Source organism: Legionella lytica, from assembly GCF_023921225.1.
Lineage (GTDB): Bacteria > Pseudomonadota > Gammaproteobacteria > Legionellales > Legionellaceae > Legionella > Legionella lytica.
The window spans coordinates 1,939,051-1,959,995 of sequence record NZ_CP071527.1; the positions used below are offsets into that span (position 1 = coordinate 1,939,051).

Here is a 20,945-nt window from a genome sequence, read left to right on the forward strand (position 1 = left end):
CTGTTAATTTCCAGCCCCCTCTTTTCGCCTTCCAATATTGTTCTAAAATTTAAGTAATAAAGCAAAAAAATGGACGCATCATTTATGCTAATTTTTAAAGGAGTATGAACATGCTCAACTTAGATACCGACATGATTTGCAATATTCTTGATAAAATGCGCCAGTTTCAAGCCAAAGAAGAGGTTTCTTTTCCTGAAGTAACCGATGATATGGATGCATATTATGTTCTGGCTGATTATAAAAATGATGCTGTTTATGACGAAGCAGTTAATATTATTAATAACTTACGTCCTGACCAGCAAGTAACACTAGTCGCCTTAATGTATCTGGGGCGAGAAGATTTTGAGGTAAGTGAGTGGGATAATGCCATTGAATTAGCAAGCCAGGAATTAACGGATCACACAGGACAGTATCTTTTATCTCGGCCGTTAGTTGCTGATCATATTGAAAATGCATTAAATTTATTAGGACTTTCTTGTTCTGAATAAGCCCCCATATTACGATTTTGTCTAATACGAGCTTCATTATTATCCAGATAAAGAACGTGTTATAGTGCAAAATCCTAAATACACTATAAAAAATAAAATGCACGTAATTACTATTTACCACAATCCCAGATGCTCTAAATCTCGAGAAACGTTAGCATTACTGCAAGAAAAAGGGCTGGAACTCACTATTGTCGAATACCTCAAAACCCCGCTTAATAGGGAACAGCTAGATGAATTAAAAGCATTTTTTCCCTTTAAAGACTTCGTTCGTAACAATGAACCTATTTTTAAAGAACTTGGGTTATCCCTGGATAATGAAGAGCAGGTATTAGATGCCATGGTAAAAGAACCTGTGTTAATGCAAAGGCCTATTGTCACCTTTCAAGGAAAAGCCATTATTGGGCGTCCTCCTGAAAACGTATTAGAACTATTTGCTTGATGGAACCTAATTAAAGAATTCGCTTCGCTCATAATTCCCGGATTTCACTGCGCTACATTGTAAGTTGCTTGATATGCATGAGAAGTAGCCTGGATGCAGCGCAGCAGAATCCTGGAGGCCATGAGCGCAGCGAATTCCTTAAATAACTGCTATTCACCGCAAGCAACTAAACTACATCCCCTTAAAAACCGGCATTGTTTCCTCATCCATTAGAGGTGCTGAAGGTACCACTGTTTCCTGAGCCGTATTTTTTAATTCATCAAGCGTAAAACTAAGTGACGCGTGGATGGTTTCCAATTTATTAAGCAATCGCTCCAAAATAGACACAGAAGCAGTAATTGGTTTATTAAAACCCAGCTGGGTCAATCCATACTCCAGCGCAACTCCTCCTAACAATGGCACGCCAGCCAATAAAAAAGAACCTGAAGCAAAACCTAAGGCAACCGAACCAACTAAAGTTGCTTCCGTACTGTTTTGAGACAACCTATGAGTTAACGTTGGTCGTGGCTGATTCAAAACCGCTCTATGTTTTTCCAAGCAACTAGAAATAGCATTTTGTAAAAATGAGATTAAAATAAGAATATTATTAATTTCTATAATGCGTTCGGCTGCAACAGGCAGACAATCAAACTGAATGATAATTTCATCGAGCTGCACACAAAGATTAGTAATGATGATGCTTTTTTTATAACTTTGATTTCCTGCATTATTATCCACTAGCTCCTTTAATTCTCTATTCTTATTCCGTAATTCATTCAATAACGGATGTAAATCACGTAACTCTTTAACACTTTTAAAATGACTCTGTCTTTTAGAAAACATACTTCTTCCTTGAGTTGAAACAAATCTCTCCACCCACTTTGAATAAAAGCAAATCATTAGTCAAGCCCACAAGCACTTGACGATCTCAAGCTTATGTGTGAGTCTTTAAATATAAATCCCATGGAGTAAACTCAATGCTTACACAAGTTTTAATAAATATCTGTTGGGCTCTGTCATTCACCTTTTTTGGAGCAATACTCGGCACTGGATTAATGCTGATGGTATCAACCATTGCACCTCGAATTCTTAATAAAAATACCCCTCATATCGATGAGGCAAAAGAAATGTTGCGCGGTAACTCTGCCGTTGCAGAATATTATGGGCGTGTAGTTTCTTCCGTTATTATCGGTGTCAGTATCATCATTGCCGCCTCTGTTCTCGGAGGGCTCATTGCCGGGCTGCATGGTTGAGTCTCACGAATGAGACGATTTCTTTTAGTACTAACCATTCTATGCACATTTAGTCTAAACGGGTGGACTCGGGGCGGCGGTGGTTGTTTTGAGCAAGGAACCTTAATTGCAACGCCTCACGGCGAGCGTCCTATAGAATCGCTACGTCCTGGTGATTGGGTTTGGAGCAATATTTCAGGAAAACATGAAAAAGCAAAAGTTGTTGCTACCAGCCAAGTAACACCTCAAAACTACCTGGAGCTGACTCTTTCAAACGGTGTTATTCATGTAACAGAAGAACATCTTTTCGCTATAAAACCGGGAGAGTTTCGCCGAGCAGGCAATCTTAAAGCCGGTGATAAAATGATCATCTGGCGTAATAATCAATGGCAGCACCTAGCCATTGATCGCATCGGGCAAATCAACGCGAAAAAACCTGCGTTTAATTTATTAGTAGACTCAGGGGCTACTTACTTTGCAAATGGGGTTCTCGTTCACAATAAGGGTTGTTTTTTGCCCAATACCCCTATTCTGCTCTACAATGGGCAAAGTAAAGCAATTAACCTAATTGAACCTGGAGATATAGTTCAAGCTTATGAAGTTAATGGCTCTCTTGTTCCAACTAAAGTCAAGCGCGTACTAAAGCACCAAGTAAACGCATATTATGTGATTGGTACGCCAAGCTCAACCATCAAAGTAACTGGAGAGCATCCTTTTTATGTGGGCAATGGCCGATTTAAAACAGTGGAAACACTACACCCTGGTAATTTAATTTATGCATTTGCCAGCAATCAGTTAAGGTTTGAGCGAATTACTTCCATGAAGAAAGTGAGCGCAAAAACCACCGTCTATAACCTACAAACAGAGGAACCACATACCTATTTCGCTGCGGGCATCGCGGTTCATAATAAGGGAGGTGGCGGTGGCCATGGTGGTGGTTTTAGTCATGGAGGTGGCTTTAGAGTCGGATCCAGCGGTAGCAACGATGATGATGGAGCATTCTTTTTCTTTATCCTAGCCGGCGTTATAATATGGTGCATCATTAAAAGCGCTCGGGAACAAAGAACCAATCTAGATTACAACTATTCACGAAATACGATCGAGCGTAAATCAGAAAAGACATTAAAACTACTGACTTTTCTTTCTAAACAAGACAAAACCGTTGATCCTGGCGCACTAAAAAGCATGGTGCACTTAACCTTTCTTTCACTCCAAGATTGCTGGATGAAAAGAAATTATGGCCCCATGAAAAAATTATTAATGCCCGATTTATTTCAACAACATACAGCACAAATTGAAGGGTTGATCCGTAATCATGAAATTAATCGTCTTGATCGGTTACAGATTTTAAACATTGATTTAGTGAATGTTCGCTATACTGAAAAACCTAACCAACGTGAATTTACTGCGTTAATCACCGCCTCAGCCCGTGACTTTTATGTTGATGATCGTACGAGGCAATATCTCCGCGGTGATGATGAACCACAAAGCTTCCAAGAGTTTTGGACCTTCCAACTTCAAGACGGAGACTGGCTACTGCGTGAAATTGAACAATCACGTGAATCCGACTATTTAGAGGAAGAAAATTTTTGTGAATTCTTTACCGACACGCAAATTGCAAAAATTTATCAGGATAAGGTGGATAACTTAGGTACTGCGGGTCCTTGGCTTGCGAGAGACGTGCAAGAAAAATCAAATAAAGTAGATCGGATGCTTAATTTCTTAGTTCAAAGCAACAAAATCTGGAATAAACAAGCCATGCTTAATCGCGTACGCTTAGTGTTTACAAATGTCCATTTAGCTTTTGAAGCCGGTGAACTGAGCGCTGAAACTCAAACACAGTTATATCCTGATCTTGTTGAACAATTTAATGAGTCAATAAGCTCTTGGAAAGCCTCGGGAAAAACAATTGAATACCGAAACTTTTGTGTTCGCAAGGTGGAAATACTGCTGGTAAAAAGCTTTGACGATCAATCAAATAATGAATTTACGGCCAGGGTGAGCGCGCACGCACAACGTATTCAGCAGCAAGATGGCAAAATAATATCCAAAGATGTTGACGTGACCCCATTTGAAGAATATTGGACATTTGGGCTGTTGAGCGAGGAATGGAAGCTTAAAGAAGTAATGCCAAAAACAAGTAAAAACCAAATCCTCAGTGCAGAAAACCTTGAGGAAGGAAGTTCTCCTGACCTGGTTAAATGGTATTATACGAAAAAACGTGCCATTTAAAGCCTAAAGAACGATCTCTTTGCCCACATTATTATATCTGTAATTTTTAAAGAACTGTGCTCCCGTTGAAATTCAATTCGCTCGACGTGCCTATGCACGTCGGCAGTTCCGCGGAATGGCTAGAGTGTAAGAGAAGAGGCACTTTTCTGTTTTTGCCAATCCACCATATTTATAACTTCAATCCATCGTTTTGAAGACCAGTTATTAGTGGCAATAAGGCATGGATGATTTGCCTCCTGGATTATTTGTTTTAACTGGCTAAATTGCTCTTCTTCTAAATCATCAAGATCGTTATATTGCAAGGAAATTTTTTTCAGCGGTAATGATGCAAAAAGAGAACGTAATACTTGCCAATGCTGGGAAGAAAAATCCGATACATGTAACTGATTAACATCAATAGCAAATTCAACAAGCTCCTCGGCCCCACTGAGTGAGGTTGCAAATGCTTCTAAACAAGGAAGAGAAAGAAGGCCAAAATCATTTTTTCTTAAAATAAGATGAGTAACCTTGGAATCACGCACCATCTTTCCCAAGGCCGCCATTTGTTCAACAGACATTGACGGAAATGGAGAGTTCCATAAATCCAAGTGCGTTATTTTTTCCTTACGTAGTGTGAGTGCATAAGCACTCATTTCCTCACAAGTGTATAAATGAATATCCTTAGGCTTTCTTGATTTAGTAAACATTGGTATTTACCTAGTCCATAAAGCTACCAATTCAAACATAAACAAACTAATCTTGTAAATTATTTTTATCAATTAGCCGAAAATTAAAATAAGCTTACCAACGCTCATCATTTCCCCAATTATTGCTGTTTCCTCCATAACCATCGTTATGCTTCTGATAATCTCGACCTGCATGGTGGTGGTAGTCATCGTTATGCTGGTGATGCTGGTAACCACGATGTGAATGACCATGCTGATGATTTCCATGATTTGAAAAACCACGGTGCGGAGGTGGGCCCCCTCGAAAACCAGCACCAGGATGAGCAAATGCAAATGAGCAGCTCAAAAAACAGAATAAAGAAATACAGACGCATACATGTCTTTTCATTTTGGTCCCTTATAAAAATGAATTTAAAACAAGAATTAGCGTACCGATGTAAAAATAAGCGTAGCACAGAATTTAAATAATGTTAGAACATTGAATACTATAATTTTTTTAGCATCTTAATCGCCTCTATTGCTAATCTAATTACTATCTATCGATAGTTTTTCAATTTTGTGCCGCATGAGGAAGATTTCTTACCCTAAAGACCCTACCAGTCCATATATTTTTCGTATATTCTCTAAATCTGGAGTAAGTGATTAGTTAGGGATTGAATAATGAATGTTGCAAAATTAAAGGAACTCATTGAGAAAATAAAAGCACAGCTACCAATAGACAATGACTCCGCGCAAAGCATGGATTTATTCGCGCAACTGAGTAGAAACCTGGACGAACTAGAACCAGAAACCGAACTCACTTATAAAACACTAGATGTTTCTGTTCTTAAAATAACGGATTCCTTATATGAGGAGTTAACCTCTAAACAATATATGTTAACCGAATTGCTGACATTAATTACCATGTGCGGCAGACAAATAGGATATGCCCATGCAAAAACTCTCGATGATTACCCTCAACTCACATTAATGGATAAAATTAGTAAAAAAAGACCTCAAGAACAAGAAAAATTAGAAAACATCATCTTCTTCCTCAGGGCCACCTTTTATCTCATCCACAAACATTATACTCAAGAGCAATTAACCATACTGCCCTTTTTAATTTATTTCCGTTCCAAAACTACCGATGAGGAACGACGCTCAGAACTCGCGATTTTTGAATGGCTATATCATCAAAAAGCAAACTGCCTTAATTTTTTTAGAATGCATGTGGACTGTGTAAATATGAGATCCCTGCAACTGATTCGTTTTTTACCAAACATTCTTAAATTAATTCCAATAACGTACACTGCATTCATAAAAAACACACAGAGTTATGATTTGCTTTGGAATGCGGAACAAAACAACCCCATTTCGAGAAACACACTTATCACTGATACCTGCAGGCTATTAGAAACTAACTTCCTAACTCAGGCAGAGCAAGACTATACAGCTAGCCTGGAGTTCGCATACAGCATAAAAATGCAACTACCAGCTCAAGCTCACAGCGAGTCGCTAGTGGTCTATTTAGCACTCTATTCATTTTGTCTCCATCAATATAAAGAATTACGTCATGCCGATCCCAGGGACAGACATAGTTTAATATCGCCTTCCAAACAAACGAAAGAAGATGCCGTTGATAAAAAACAAATAGAACTTCGTGGGGTTTCTGTTCGGTATGGCTTTTTTGAAAGCATCGCATTAAAAGATGGTCGCTTAGGAAAATTAATTACATCTTTTGAAGAACAAACATCCTACGTGAACCTTTTAGCTTATTCAAAATTATAGAGATGGAACAGCAAGTAATGTATGCACTCATATAAAAATATTGTCTATAATTAAAACAAGTAATTTTGTATGGGTATATGTTATGTCACCAAATCCTTTAGCTAAACTAATTAAACCCTCCATGAATTCAGACATGAAACAACTTAAACAGTACGTTAGTGAATACGCTAGTGCGGTAGATAGCTTACGAGTAGCAGGGGGAGGCAGAGGATATACCGATGTGGAAAGAGCTCAAGCCATGCAAAAACTGGTAAATGCAGCTGAAAAAATCAAACTGTTTGATTTGAGTGGAAAGGAATTTGAAAAAGGCTTGCAAGGCTTTTCTTCTGAACAAAAAAGACTATTGCGTCTTAACTATAATGAGTATTTAGAAATCAAAAATGGGCAAAGCAGCCCTCAACAACTTTTTAAGGACTTAAATATAAATCTACCTGTTCCAGGACCGATTTTAGACGACGCGGTATTAGTGAAAAAACTACAGAAAGCCGTTAGTTCATATAATGCAGCAGAAAATACTTTACGAGTAGGTGAGTTTACAACAAGTTACACGGATCAAATGCGTAAGCAAGATCTACAAAAATTAGTAAATGCTGCTGAAGAGGTCAAAAGATTACATAGTTGGATACCTAAAGAACAATTTGAGAAAGCAATTGCAGCAACTATCCCAGAAGAGGATCGCAAAAGAATGTTCAATTCCTATCTGAGTGACATGGGAAAAATTGCCAGTGGCGAAAAGAACCCTAAAAAACTCGCGGCAGATCTAAGAATAGAATTAGCGATTCCAGCTCACACTGTCCCACTAACCCCTCCTCCCAATGTGGTAGAGCCTCAGGCAGATAAACCTGAAGAATCTAAAAAGGAAGGCTTTTTTAGTAGGTTAAAAAATAAAATATCAGACGTAGCTTCTGGTTTTGCAAACTACATGAAGGAACACCCAGTGCGAGGAGGGCTATTAATCGCGGGAGCAGTGATAGGTATTGGAATCATTGTTGCAGCTTCAGTATTTACCGGAGGTGCCGCCGGGGCAGCTGCCGTAGGTGGATTTGCTGCATTGATGGGTGGTGGTAGCGCAGTAGTTAGTGGGGTTTTGTTTGGAGCTGCCGTATCTGGTTCCTGCGCCATAGCTTTAGCATATGATGTGAACAAAGACATGACAGCGGCAAAAAATACTGCAAATCTACAAGCTAGATTGAATGCAGGTCTTACCTCTCCAGCATCAGCAAAACCCGCTGTAGAGGAGCAACCAAAACCTGAACCAACGCAAACTCATTCATGGAAATGTGGCACAAAATGCCATGAGGATAGAGTTCATCATTTGAATAATGGAAATAATGAGGCAAATATAGCCACAACTGCTGAATCACGAGAGAGCGTACATGCGTCAAGAGGTCCAACAGCGCCTAGTGTAGATAATCTAGCTAATGAAACAAACAATGAAGAGGATAGAGAGGATGATAGAGAAACTGAATCTCCTCATATGTAAATCAAAAAGATGCAACCTGGTTGCGTGCAACCAGGTTTTCTCTAAACGTCAATCAATCAGATTTTATAGAACATGAAATAGTACATCCCATAGCAGCCCACAAATGAATAAAAATCATCTCTATCAATAAAAAACGTAGCCCGTATTAGACGGGGCTCGCCTCCAACAGCAAGACCTCACTTAATAAGACGATTCAAATCTGCTACAAGATCACTAGCAGTAATAGGATAGTAAAAATAAGCCTGAACTCTTCCCTCCGGATTAATAAGCAAAATTTCGGTTCCATGACTCATAGGGCTTGCAGACACCGTAATATGTAATTGTTTTTGTAGGGAATTTATTAGCGACATTGGGCCGCTAAGTGCAATAAAGTGTTCATTAAACTGATGCACAAACTGATTAAGCTCGTCTACTGAATCATGTTCAGGATCTACAGAAATAAAAATTACTTGAGGCCTTTTTGCTGGTGATAATCGCTCATAAGCTTGATTCAACATAGACATCGTCAGTGGACAAACCATCTTGCAACGGCTAAAACCAAAAAAAAGCAATGACCAGTGGCCTTTTAGTTTTGCTTCAGAAAATAAATTACCTTGATTATCAATCAGTTCAAAATTAGGTACTGGTTCAATTTGACTGATGTAAACCCCATGTTCTAAGCGAACAGGGCTACGATAAACGGCAAAATAACTGATAAGAAGTGCAATAAGAATTAAATAAAACAAAATCATCCTGATTATCTTATTCATTTTATTCAATCCTATATAATAAAAATACCGTGCTAAAATTAAAAGAACGAACTATATAGAAATAGATTAAAACATAAAGAGCATTAAGGAAAATGTATACTGAATTTTTTCAATCAAATGCTTTACCACTGGATCAGTTAAAAGGAGTATATGATTCTAGATTGGTCATATTATCATATCTGGTCGCCGTGATGGCATCTTATGTTGCTCTTGACTTAACCGGTCGATTACGTGATCACAATAATACCAAAAAAGATACATGGCTCTGGTTAATAGGAGGAGCTATTGCTATGGGCTCAGGAATTTGGTCCATGCATTTTATTGGTATGCTTTCATTTAGTATTCCCGGCATCACATTAGAATATAATGTGTACTGGACTATCCTTTCACTTTGTGTTGCTATATTCGCATCCGGATTTGCTTTATTTTTACTAAAAAGATCCATTATTAATGTTATTCATCTAATCGCTGGTGGTTTCATTTTAGGATTAGCTATTGCATCAATGCATTATACCGGTATGACCGCCCTACTTATTTCCTTAAATATAAGTTACTTACCTAGTTTGTTTTTATTGTCCATTCTAGTTGCCATTATAGCATCAGAAACAGCCATTTGGTTTGCTTTAAAAAGCAATACTGTTGTTGCTACATTAAGAAATCGAATTAAAATTTTTTCTGCCCTGCTTATGGGTTTTGCAATTTTTGGCATGCATTATACGGGTATGGCAGCATCTGTATTTAGCCCGCTGTGCACCCCCACCATAAGCACAGATGAAATACCCGGAATAGCCCCTGAGGTCTTATCAATTGTTATTGCCGCAGCAACGTTTATCATTCTGGGAATTGCCTTTTTGGCTTCCAACTATAAGGAGGCTAAGAATCAACAGCAATTTGAAAAAGCGCGTGAATTAGGTATGGCAGAAATGTCCGCATCGGTTTTACATAATGTAGGCAATGTAATCAACTCCATAAATATTTCTATTGAAACAATGCTCGCAAACAGAAATGCTACTCCCTTAAAAGCTCTAGAGAAATTAGCAACCTTATTTAATACCCATAAAGAGGATTTAGCCCTCTTTCTTAGCCAAGACAGTAGAGGAACACATATTCCAGCCTATATTAACGAACTGGCACTATGCTGGGAAAGAGAACACAAAAACGAAGTCGCTGAACTGGAGGAAATGACTAAAAATATAAAGTTAATAAAAAGCATCATTAACACTCAGCAAACATCCCTTAAAAGTGAACGTTTTGAGCAAATTATTTCACTTCATGAGCTCATTGACGAAACCCTTTTATTATCAGGAGTTTATCTTAATAAAGAAATTAGCGTTATCAAAGAATACAGTGATATCAAACCAATTGTGATTGATAAAACAAAACTGTTTCAAATACTAAACAATATTATTTCTAATGCTAAGGATGCATTAGTTGAGTCAGCTAATTCAGCCAAAGTATTAACAATTAAAACCACATTAATAACTAAAGATAAAATTGAAATTCAAATTTCTGACAATGGAGTTGGTATTTCCAGCGTTAATTTATCGCAGATTTTTATTTTTGGTTTTACAACTAAAAAATCGGGACATGGGTTTGGACTCCATGCATCTGCTGTTACGGTTAATGAACTAGGTGGGGAAATTCACGTTTCAAGTGAAGGATTGGAGCAAGGCTCAACATTCACCATTTATTTACCTAACAGCAAAGCAAGCACCTTAAAAAACATGTAGGAGTTTTGTTATGAATAAGCAAATAGATTTTCGAATCTTAATTATTGATGATAATCCTGCTATTCATCAAGACTTTCAAAAAATATTAAAACCTGAGCAGTCAAACACTCATCTTAATAAGCTCAACCGACTTATTTTTGGTGAGGAAACGGATCTAGAACCGGATTTTAATTCAAGTAACTTACCTAACTTTCACATAGACTGCGCATCTCAAGGTCACGAAGGAATTCAATGTATTCAGAAGGCGTTGAATGAAGGAGAACCTTATGCTTTGGCTTTTGTGGATATACGTATGCCTCCAGGCTTAGACGGCGTACAGACGATCAAGCAAATTTGGGCATTAGATCCAGAAATACAAGTTGTAATATGTACTGCCTATTCAGATTATAGCTGGGAAGAAACCGTCAACGCATTAGGTCTAAGAGACAACCTATTAATTCTCAAAAAGCCTTTTGATAGTGTTGCTGTTCGCCAATTGGCCTGTTCGTTGACAAAAAAATGGCGTTTAATGCAAGAATCAAAAAATCGTGAGGAAATACTAGAAAAAACAGTCAAAGATCGCACTGATTCCCTACAACAAACTTTATCAATGTTGGAGTATCAAGCGACTCATGACAGCTTAACTAATCTGCCCAATCGCGTATTACTCGTGGAACAAGTTAAACGTGAAATTGCTTATGCGCAAGAAAATAACTCAAGCTTTATATTAGTTTTTATCGACCTGGATCGCTTTAAATTAATTAATGACAGCTTTAATCATGAAACAGGCGATATCTTGCTCAAGTTAGTTGCCGAGCGTTTATCTAGTATTGCACGTAAAAAAGACATGATCGCTCGCTTAAGTGGTGATGAGTTTATTTTTATTGCTGTTCCATCCAAAGCAGAACATATTGAAGACAGTTCGTATATTGCAAAGAGGATCTTAGAGGCACTTAATAAAACATTAAATATTGCTCACCGAGAATTGATGATCTCAGCAAGTCTTGGACTCAGTATTTATCCTCAAGATGGCACAACCGTTGAAGAGCTTTTGCGTCACGCTGACTTGGCAATGTATCGAGCAAAAGCATTGGGCGGCAATCAATTTCAGTTCTATGCCAATGAATTACAAGAAAAATGTGTTACTCGTCTAGAAAAAGAAACAGACTTACGCCAAGCCTTATTAGAAAATGAATTTTTTATAGCGTATCAACCACAATACGATACTAAGAATCAGAAGCTAATTGGTGTTGAAGCCTTAATTCGTTGGAATCATCCTAAACACGGCATTCACTTACCCATGGATTTTATACCGCTTGCCGAAGAAACAGGCCTTATCGTTCCAATTGGTGAGTGGCTGATTCGTACTGCCTGTCGGCAAAACAAGGCTTGGCAAGATAAAGGCCTTACTCCATTCCCTATCGCGGTAAACATTGCCACCAAGCAATTCATGCAACCGAATTTTATTTCTATGATAAAAGACATATTGACTGAAACAAAGCTTGAGGCTAAATATCTTGAAGTAGAAATAACCGAAAATGTTCTTATTAATTCAAACAGCGTAATTCATGCTATTCGCCAACTGAAACAAATGGGGGTGAATATTGTGCTTGATGATTTTGGTACCGGAAATTCTGGATTTAATTATCTGCATCATTTGCCAATTGACCAGCTAAAAATCGACCAATCATTTGTGCAGAATATAAATACAAATCGTTCTGATGAGATAATTATCCAAGCAATTATCAATATGGCTAATAGTTTAAAATTAGATGTAGTGGCGGAGGGAATTGAAACCCTGGGACAACTTAAATTTCTTGAGTCACATTCCTGTTATAAAGTTCAAGGCTTTTATTTTAATCAGCCGATGTCAGCGAGTCAGCTTGAAGAATTAATTCAGTCATTCCCGGATAATATTCCGTCGATGTAAATGCGTGGCATCAATTTATTATAAATAGAATAAATAGCTATCTTTGTGAAGAACATAACGCCTCAGGAATACAAGGCATGGAACCATGGATTGCTTCACTGCATTCGCAATGACGGCTGGTGTTAAATTAAAAGATAGTACCACAATAAAAATCCCGTCATTGCGAGGAACGTAGTGACGAAGCAATCCAGGAGCGTGGGGCACAGAACTCTAGGTTACTTCACTTCGTTCACAATGACGGAATGCTGATGCCTGAATCGATTGCTCCGCTCAATTTTTAGAATGGCGCTCCAACTCAATAATTCTTAAGAACCGCTTGAGCTGTACCCGGCATAACTAAATCACCATTGGTTGGATCATACTTTGGCGGCGCATTTTCACTAACCGTTAACTGATTTAAATAATAATTGGTGTTAACCCCCACAGGAGTTAGTGTGCTATACACGGCTCCACTCGGCCCAATAACCGGGCTAATAAGAATACTTGTAATAGGAGCAATACACGCCATACCAACCCCGGCCCATACCGTTATTCTCCCTTGATAAGGAAGCGTTGCCGTAAAACACGGGGTTGCTGGCCCATTTTCAAAAGAAATGGTTACTGCGGTAGGTACAGAGCCATTCGCTCCTAACAAATTAACTACGTCAATCCGCTGAATTGGTGCATTTCCAGCAAAAAGGCTTGTGGAGGCGACCAGTCCTAATAATGTATAGGTGAGAATCCCTTTTCTCTTCATGATATATCCCTCAAAATATTAAACTGGCCCTGCTGCTTGAACAGGTACGCCAAAACAATTATTCACATTAAATGGATTACTCTGATCCAGATTAGTGAACACAAGATATCCCGTTGTTGGATTAGTAAAAAAGCCAGTAATTACAGCAATATTATGCCCCGTAATTAACTGATCTTGCATCACATAGTTTCCATTTAAGCTATATGAAGTAACGGTGCTTGTAGTCTCACTAAAAGAGCTGCCTAGCAAAACATACTGAAATGGATAGATGGTATCGATGTAACAAATAACATTATAAGTCACCGAAGGAATCAAGCCTGCAAGCGAAATCTTCGTGCTTGTCCCCGCAGCCACATTTCCCCCCCGCTTAAAGTCACTACAGAACTTGTTGGCGCAGCAACACTGCTCATCGTTCCTAAAAGAAATAAAGCAGCAATGCCCATTCTCCCCTTATTCATACAAACTCCTCCTGGAAAACTGCTTTTATAATAAAACATTCAATAGTGTAAAGATTTAACTAACTATTTCCTGTTCCCATTATCTGGTTTATAATCGACCAGTCATGACGACTGGCCATAAGTCCTTAACCCATCGTACAGTATAAAACTATTTGATTATTTTCAATATTAATGAGATTTGTTTATGGGAAAATCACAAATCAGCCATATAAAGCAGGCATTTTTTAATCATACATTGAGTAATGATACTCAATTTTCTTTTACTCATGCCGACTTTGATTTAGGCCAATTACAAAATGAGTTTTCCTCTTTATATCAAATACTTCGATCAAATAAGGAGTATTGGGCAAAGCATGTTGAGGTGGTGCTGTATGCCAGCTATGTCTGTGATTTAATGATTCGCTACTATGAAATAGATTATCACCCTGCCGAAATAGAAAAGCTAAAAAAACAAAAAAAGGAAATTGATTCGTACGCACAAGGCCACTCCTTATCTAGCGAAAACTTATCAACCAGCAATACATTTTTTATCTTTTTGCTAGAGCAAATTAAAAATAATTTTGATGCCCCTAACGCTAGTTTGGATACGTTAACCACCATACGTCAAAAAGTTGGTGAGCTAAATACCAACCGCTCTAAATTTGGTTACAGCCGCGCCCTAGCCATCCAACTTTTGGTTTATCTGGAACATAGTTCGCTTTTTGAGTTAATTCAGGAAATGAATGAGATCCTCGGTAATCAATATGGTTTTGTAGATGGTATTAACCTATTAAACGAATCTCGTGAAGCATTAGCAGCATTGGGCATCGTTCTGTTTGCTTTTCGCTTTATCATTAACCTTATTATTGGAATTAAGCAAATAGTTCAAGCATCGATTGAAAAAGAACTATCAGTTTCTAAAGTGTTTAAACAAGAACTAGATAAACGTGGCTTTACCATGGCAAGCGATTTAGTTTGGTCTCTAGTCGGCTTATTAACTACATATCCCAATTTTTTCCATGTTCCAACTTCGTCAATATCCCCCACAATTCTCGCCTTTTTAGTTTTTGATGCCTTATTGCTCTTGACTCAATGGCTTTATGAAGCGACGAATTACAAAAAACAGATACAGGAATTAACCGAACAAAAAATAGGGGCTCAACCTATTGAACTTCTCGTGATTCAAAGACAAATGGATTTGCTAAAAGATGAATGGGAGTCTCAATGCTCTTATTACGCAATTAATATCTTGGGCGCACACATATTAGCTATCAGTTTTGCGGCAACTCTAATGTATTCCGGCCCGCTAGCCATAGCGGGAGTAGCATTGTTTAGCATGCTAGGTAACGCCTTGTATAATACCGCGGGAGAATATAAAAAATACAAAAAAGCCCAAATTGCAGTAACTCGTGAATTAGCTAATGGTGAAATCCTTAATAATCAGCATCATCAACAATTATTAAGCCTACTGCGCGAAGAACGTGACGAAGCGCATACCGAATTATGGAATTCATTAGCATTTAACTTTGGTGGCATCGCATTTATCATTTCCGCTACTGTTATTTGCTGGCCTGTAGCCTTAGTGGTTACCGTAGGTTATATTGGCCATCAACTGAATAAATCCTACCAAAAACAGCTTCATCTTCATGATAAAGATGGAGTCACTCATGATCTTTATCGCTTTATAAGCGTCGAACAAGATGATGAAGAACCTTCTGCCAGCTTGAGACTAACACAGCTCTCCAATTTGCTATAATTAACAAAAAGGAGATTATTATGAGCAAAAATACTCAACCACACAGAAAAAGAAACCAAGCTCATCAACCTGAGAACACGAGAAAAGACAAACAAAAAGCACGTGAAAAAGAGTTAGATGAGACTTTAAAAGAAACGTTCCCTGCGAGTGACGCAACTGCTAAATATTAAAAACCCGTAGGTTGGCCCATGGCCCAACATCAAGTTCTAGTGTGACTCGATGAATTATTGAGCCAGAAGACCAACCTATAAATTTATTTATATTCCCCATATCCACCCCCACCAGGTGCTTCAATAATGAAAAAATCCCTTGGGTACATTTCTACTTGTGTACATCAATCCAAAACTCCCATTGACGTTGCCTGTCCATAAATATTCCATTACTTATGCCTTAATTTTAATTATACTACATTATTTTTGGCCACATGATTAACAAAAAATGCCTTTTTTCCATTCTTTTTGCTCGATGATAAATGCATTGCGATCAAAACACATACTATATTTATATATGTACCAAACCAGTTAAGTGGATACCATGACACCATTATTTCCAGAAAAAGGGCAATATATCCTTATTCAACAAGGGCAAGCAAGTGACTGTTATCTTTTATGCTCATTAGATTGTATTCTTAATGGGGGGACAGAACACCAAGATTTAATTCGTTCAAAATTCACTCAAACATCAGAAGGCGTATTTTTACGCATCAAGCGCACGGATCAAAGTCAGAATTTAAAACTAGAACAAATGAAGGGAAAATATATCTATTCCTATGATGTGCAAACAGATGAAGATGTGATTTTTATCGATAATCAAAAGCTTGAGGCAATAGATAAGGATCCACGCAGCGTAAAATCAAACGCTCTTGCAGTAAAAATTTTAGAGCGGATTAGTTCTTACTATTATATAGGATCTTGGGATAACGATGAGCAATTCGGCAGCATCTATGCCCATAACATACCTGAACGGCATCAGCAATCCTCTACTATATTTGTCGGTAAGCTTTTAGGACTTGAAACAACAGATACTCGAGATATTAACGCAATTGTTAACTTAAAAGCGATAAACCCCAATCAGCCCATTTACATTAGTATGGATTATGCGAATAAAGATGATTTTGGCAAAATTCATGGACGGCATGCATTAAGAATAGAACGAATAAGCCCGATGCCCAATGGCGATTATGAAGTAGTATTAGTTAATCCATGGGACAATACAAAGCAAGAATTCTTCACTCTTTCAGAGATTAAAACAAGACATTACCGTTTTGCTATTTTTGATACAGGCCCCCATAAAAAGAATTTAATAAATCAGGAATATAATGTAGCCCCCTCACCTCTTTTCATTCCCTATCCATCCCCTGTACTTCGCCCCCAGCAACCAATTAGATACGACCAGCAAGGCTATGATTACGCTCTGACTCCAGCCAATGTTGCTCATCAGCTACCACTCATGATGCCTCCACCCAATAGAAATGAAGCAATATTCCCCCCTCAAAACCTGCCTCCATTTCCGGTCCTGAATCTACATGCAAACTACGGCCAACATGGTTACAATAGATATCAACTACCCCCTCGTGCTCCCCTCCCAACCCCAAATGTTAGGTACGCTCAACAAGAGTATAATCTCGTTCCAAAACCAATAGCTATTCCACCAGTACTCCCTCCTCCAGATATACATGAGCAACCTACTGAACCCTATATAGCTAAGGCGCAGTTTTTTCTTAGAAAAGGGCTTCACGGAGTTGAACATTATCAAGTATTGTGCTCTAGCAAAACAGAAGCCGATGCAATTCAACAGCAGTTAAATGCCATAGGGGTCAATCCTTCTCGTATCTTTGAAGCAAGAGGCTTTTGGAGGATAAATTGTGATAAATCAACCCTTAAAATAGATGCCAAACAATGCATCGAGAAAGCCCTTAAAATTTATCAAGGAATGCCACAAAACTATTTAATATCAGGCCGAGGGCCAAGACTATTTAGTCGACGCCCGAAGGTAAGCTATTATGAACTATCGTGCTCTAGTCACCAACAGGCAGTAGTACTTGTTCAGCAATTAAAAACTCTAGGTGTTCACTGCGAACACATGTTTGAAACTAAGGGTTTTTGGAGAATACACTGTAATAAAATAACCTTAATACAGGATGCAAAACAAAGCATAGAAGCGGTACTTAACTATCAAGTAACTCCAGCAGCCCAAGGCATTGGCCAGCAAGCTCAACAACCGCCCATCCCCCCCATAGGAACAAATCCACCACTACCACGGGCATATCAACATGCAGCTCCTCCGCAGCAGCAAGCAGCACAATTTAAGCAAGGACTCAATGCATGGCTTATTTCACCCTCTCCACTATCCTTCAGAGACTGGATTGCAGGACTTGACAACCAAAAAGCCGCGATTCTTTCTAATGGGTTACACAACCTTGAAACACAATTTAGTTTAAATCTAATGCAACAATGGATGAAGCCCCTATCACCCATAGACGAAAGCCAATTATTATTTATATTAAGCAATTATAAAGTAGAGTACCGAGGTGGAACAAACTCGAAAAATTTATTAGTAATTAACGCGATAACCGGTGAAAAAGAAATTTTAAAACTAGAACATCGAATGGGGAATCCGAATACGCATGTTCAATTATTGCAAAATATTCCTGACTTACAAGGATATTTTGTTCAAGTTCACTTTAGTAAAGCCGTAACCGTTGCAAAAGACAGTAATGGTCTGAACGAGCGATGTTTACAAATAACTGATTTTTGCCCTGGTAACGACATCAGCTCTCAAGCGAATATGTGGCTTTCAGATGCTGAGCGGCTCGCTGCAGCAAGTAATATCTATTCACAAATGGCGCGTGCTTTAGTTCTGATGGATAAAAATGCAACATTCTATATGGATATGAAAAATTCCAATTGGTTGCTGGATGTGAATGGCAATTTAAAAATAGCTGATACTAAATCCATTTGCCCTGCACAGGGTCCTTTAATTAACCTTAACATGTTATCACGCAGCGGATATCGCTGGCTTAGGACTAATTATCTAATCCCTCCAGAGCTATCCAACTGGAACGACGATCTCGATGCCTTTATTTCAATCTCCCATGCTGAAGCATTTATGTTTGGAAAAAATCTCTATGAATTTTTGGCTGCTACTCCTCCTTCACGTACAGTAAATGCAATTCAATCGTTTATGGAACAGCATGCAAATGTAGATGCGTACGATTTTAGCGCCCCGATTTTTCAAACCCCCGTAGGGGCTAGATATGTATTATTGATTAAACACTGTATTAGAGAAAATCCTATTGAGCGATTTGATGTAAATCTAATTCATCAAGCAATGCATGCAATTCAAAGTTTAGAAAAAGATCCTCAAGTTTTAACTACATATTGGGAAAACTATAACAAGCTGAATCAAATGCAAAATCAGTATTCAAATCTGGCTATAGAAATAAATAATCAAATGGCTAGTTGGCAAAATCTCACGCTTAATCCCTTATTAACTAATTTTGGGTATGCCTTAATTAACGAAGCGATGCAAACTTATGGCCTTATTATTGACACCATGCAATACGCTAGAGAGCAGTATAAAAATGATGGGCGTGCACAACAAGAATTAGACAAAATTCAAGGAAGTCTAAATGGAGTTAATTTAAAACCAGAGCATTTAAAAGTAATCATGACGAATCTTAACCAATTGATCGATGAAGCGGAGCAAGCTTATATTCATCAACAACAGCAAACATTTGAGGCTTTAACACACAAACTGAAAGAAAATTATAGACACTCACCTCAAATACGGGATAATTTAGCACAAATCGAAAATAGAATCGGATTTTATGCTTATATGCCTCTAGAAGACATTAATAATTTTCTTAGGGCAATGGCTAATGCGATGGAACATTCAAACGCATATGCCAATATGGCTGCTCAGCAACAACACCATCAACTAGAACTAAATATGAGGTTCCGGGCAAATATGGTCGCTGACAATCCTTATTCCTTTTTAGCAGGAACCAAAATGAATATAGATCAACCCCAAGACTCAGTACCGACAAATGCTAATGAGAACCCTCCTGACATGCAGAAAAAAAACATAGAGCCCAAGTAACGGAGTTAAAGATGCCTCAAAATTATTCTCAGCTAGCTACAGAATTAAATTTGTCCCCAGTCTATGAAAATGAAGCTCAGCTTATTGCAATTAAAAACTGGTGTGCCGATCATTTTTTAGATGATTTCAGAAAATTTAGAGAATATGCACCAACAGATGAATATCAATCATTAATAAAACTGGCAGAAGAATACTTAGATTTGTTTCCACAACATAATAGCGACATAAATGCTCCAAATAGTAATCTTGCCGGCCTTTCTCCCATACAATGGGCTACCTTAAAAGGATATAAAGACTTTTTAGAGCATCACATCAACAATGTAGATCCAATTAATCAAAGAACCCCTTTACACATAGCCGCAAGCTATGGGAAATTATCTGTTGTACAATTTTTATTACGCCATGGTGCAGAAAACACCCCTGATATCAGAGGCGAATATCCTATTCATTTGGTCTTAACCTTAAATATCATAGAAGAACGCCCTACTTCAAAAAGCAAGAGCATACAAACTAGAACAAGCATTTATCGGTTATTAAAAGAAAATAAACCTGAAGCGCTGGCAATGAAAGACTCAGAAGGTCGAAACGTTGCTCATCACATGGCAATATACGGATTTAATACACTATTGAGCGAATTGATTGGAACTAAAAGTGGACTGCTTATAGAAAATGATATAAAGAAGCTTACGCCAGCCCATTTAGCAATTAATACAGGACAAACTTCGAGTTTAACTTTATTACTCAAGGATGAACGAATAAAAAATTTATTCGATGAAAAAGGAAGCTTATTACATTACGCTGCAGATGTAGGTTCAAAAGATCAAATTATAGCGTGTTTAAACGCGGGTATCGATGAACAGAGACTGGATCCAAACAACCGAACCCCTGCTATGCGCGCAGTACTTATGGGGAACGATAAAGCACTACCTGGTTTTAATATAGAAAGCTTGTCTCAAGAGCGAATTGGGGAAAATGAATTAACCCTCTTACACCTGGCAACAAAAAACAATATAGGGACATCCGAAAGATGGCTATCTGAAAATACTGTTCTCTCCAATGTACGAGATAAAACAGGGCTTCTTCCTGAGGATTATAGCTCAGAGGATAACCTTATCATCTCAAAAATAAGTCGCTAAAGATTTGTACACTACAATTCCCCGTATTAGGATTTTGCTTAATATGGGGTTATAGACCCATCCCAAGCCATTAACAAACTCAATAAAACACAGTATGATGCTGGCC

The 20,945-nt window shown here is 38.1% G+C and carries 19 protein-coding genes; 12 read left to right on the plus strand and 7 right to left on the minus strand.

Annotated features, from left to right (window positions below):
• Positions 1-110: 110 nt before the first annotated feature.
• Together J2N86_RS08620 and arsC are read left to right on the plus strand one after the other, a co-directional pair.
• The gene (locus J2N86_RS08620; RefSeq protein ID WP_252578988.1) at positions 111-488 is read left to right on the plus strand and encodes a DUF3775 domain-containing protein; all 378 of its coding nucleotides are present in this window, start codon (positions 111-113) and stop codon (positions 486-488) included.
• Positions 489-585: 97 nt separating this feature from the next.
• Entirely contained in the window at positions 586-927 is a 342-nt protein-coding gene (gene arsC, locus J2N86_RS08625) for an arsenate reductase (glutaredoxin) (RefSeq protein ID WP_252582431.1), read from the plus strand.
• 171 nt (positions 928-1,098) lie between these two features.
• Here arsC and J2N86_RS08630 read toward each other — a convergent pair whose 3' ends face one another.
• Positions 1,099-1,749, minus strand: a complete 651-nt coding sequence (locus J2N86_RS08630; protein ID WP_252578989.1) for a hypothetical protein — start codon at positions 1,747-1,749, stop codon at positions 1,099-1,101.
• Positions 1,750-1,883: 134 nt separating this feature from the next.
• Between J2N86_RS08630 and J2N86_RS08635 the strand changes: the two genes are divergently transcribed.
• On the plus strand, positions 1,884-2,159 hold the full coding sequence (locus J2N86_RS08635) for a hypothetical protein (RefSeq protein WP_252578990.1): 276 nt from the start codon (positions 1,884-1,886) through the stop codon (positions 2,157-2,159).
• 9 nt (positions 2,160-2,168) lie between these two features.
• Entirely contained in the window at positions 2,169-4,370 is a 2,202-nt protein-coding gene (locus J2N86_RS08640) for a TIM44-like domain-containing protein (RefSeq protein ID WP_252578991.1), read from the plus strand.
• Positions 4,371-4,489: 119 nt separating this feature from the next.
• Here the strand turns inward: J2N86_RS08640 and J2N86_RS08645 are convergent, their stop codons facing one another.
• Entirely contained in the window at positions 4,490-5,056 is a 567-nt protein-coding gene (locus J2N86_RS08645) for a hypothetical protein (RefSeq protein WP_252578992.1), read from the minus strand.
• Between the two features lie 94 nt (positions 5,057-5,150).
• Positions 5,151-5,423 carry a hypothetical protein gene (locus J2N86_RS08650; RefSeq protein ID WP_252578993.1) on the minus strand — a complete coding sequence of 91 codons (273 nt, stop codon included), beginning with the start codon at positions 5,421-5,423 and terminating at the stop codon, positions 5,151-5,153.
• A 272-nt stretch (positions 5,424-5,695) separates the two neighbouring features.
• Here J2N86_RS08650 and J2N86_RS08655 point away from each other — a divergent pair, with 272 nt between their 5' ends.
• Complete coding sequence (locus J2N86_RS08655; RefSeq protein WP_252578994.1) at positions 5,696-6,802, plus strand: hypothetical protein; 1,107 nt, start codon at positions 5,696-5,698, stop codon at positions 6,800-6,802.
• Between the two features lie 82 nt (positions 6,803-6,884).
• A complete protein-coding gene (locus J2N86_RS08660) occupies positions 6,885-8,285 on the plus strand; it encodes a hypothetical protein (protein ID WP_252578995.1) in 1,401 nt (466 codons plus the stop codon).
• A 176-nt stretch (positions 8,286-8,461) separates the two neighbouring features.
• Here the strand turns inward: J2N86_RS08660 and J2N86_RS08665 are convergent, their stop codons facing one another.
• On the minus strand, positions 8,462-9,034 hold the full coding sequence (locus J2N86_RS08665; protein ID WP_252578996.1) for an SCO family protein: 573 nt from the start codon (positions 9,032-9,034) through the stop codon (positions 8,462-8,464).
• 92 nt (positions 9,035-9,126) lie between these two features.
• Here J2N86_RS08665 and J2N86_RS08670 point away from each other — a divergent pair, with 92 nt between their 5' ends.
• Both J2N86_RS08670 and J2N86_RS08675 read left to right on the plus strand, forming a co-directional pair.
• Positions 9,127-10,764, plus strand: a complete 1,638-nt coding sequence (locus tag J2N86_RS08670) for an MHYT domain-containing protein (RefSeq protein ID WP_252578997.1) — start codon at positions 9,127-9,129, stop codon at positions 10,762-10,764.
• A 10-nt stretch (positions 10,765-10,774) separates the two neighbouring features.
• Positions 10,775-12,673, plus strand: coding sequence for an EAL domain-containing protein (locus tag J2N86_RS08675; RefSeq protein WP_252578998.1), 1,899 nt, complete (start codon positions 10,775-10,777; stop codon positions 12,671-12,673).
• Between the two features lie 295 nt (positions 12,674-12,968).
• On the opposite strand, the gene J2N86_RS08680 is transcribed toward J2N86_RS08675, so the two are convergent.
• From J2N86_RS08680 to J2N86_RS08690, 3 genes are read right to left on the minus strand one after another with little or no spacing between them, the layout of a single operon-like run.
• Entirely contained in the window at positions 12,969-13,409 is a 441-nt protein-coding gene (locus J2N86_RS08680; protein ID WP_252578999.1) for a hypothetical protein, read from the minus strand.
• An 18-nt stretch (positions 13,410-13,427) separates the two neighbouring features.
• Positions 13,428-13,763: a hypothetical protein gene (locus tag J2N86_RS08685; RefSeq protein ID WP_252579000.1), complete on the minus strand. Its 336-nt coding sequence runs from the start codon at positions 13,761-13,763 to the stop codon at positions 13,428-13,430.
• Positions 13,721-13,867 carry a hypothetical protein gene (locus J2N86_RS08690; RefSeq protein WP_252579001.1) on the minus strand — a complete coding sequence of 49 codons (147 nt, stop codon included), beginning with the start codon at positions 13,865-13,867 and terminating at the stop codon, positions 13,721-13,723. The genes J2N86_RS08685 and J2N86_RS08690 overlap by 43 nt, the downstream gene beginning before the upstream one ends.
• Before the next feature lie 184 nt (positions 13,868-14,051).
• Here J2N86_RS08690 and J2N86_RS08695 point away from each other — a divergent pair, with 184 nt between their 5' ends.
• The 4 genes from J2N86_RS08695 (at position 14,052) to J2N86_RS08710 (ending at position 20,839) form a co-directional block, all read left to right on the plus strand.
• Positions 14,052-15,602: a hypothetical protein gene (locus tag J2N86_RS08695; protein ID WP_252579002.1), complete on the plus strand. Its 1,551-nt coding sequence runs from the start codon at positions 14,052-14,054 to the stop codon at positions 15,600-15,602.
• A gap of 20 nt (positions 15,603-15,622) precedes the next feature.
• Complete coding sequence (locus tag J2N86_RS08700; protein WP_252579003.1) at positions 15,623-15,772, plus strand: hypothetical protein; 150 nt, start codon at positions 15,623-15,625, stop codon at positions 15,770-15,772.
• Between the two features lie 364 nt (positions 15,773-16,136).
• A complete protein-coding gene (locus tag J2N86_RS08705; RefSeq protein ID WP_252579004.1) occupies positions 16,137-19,703 on the plus strand; it encodes a hypothetical protein in 3,567 nt (1,188 codons plus the stop codon).
• Between the two features lie 11 nt (positions 19,704-19,714).
• Entirely contained in the window at positions 19,715-20,839 is a 1,125-nt protein-coding gene (locus J2N86_RS08710) for an ankyrin repeat domain-containing protein (protein WP_252579005.1), read from the plus strand.
• Positions 20,840-20,945: the final 106 nt, after the last annotated feature.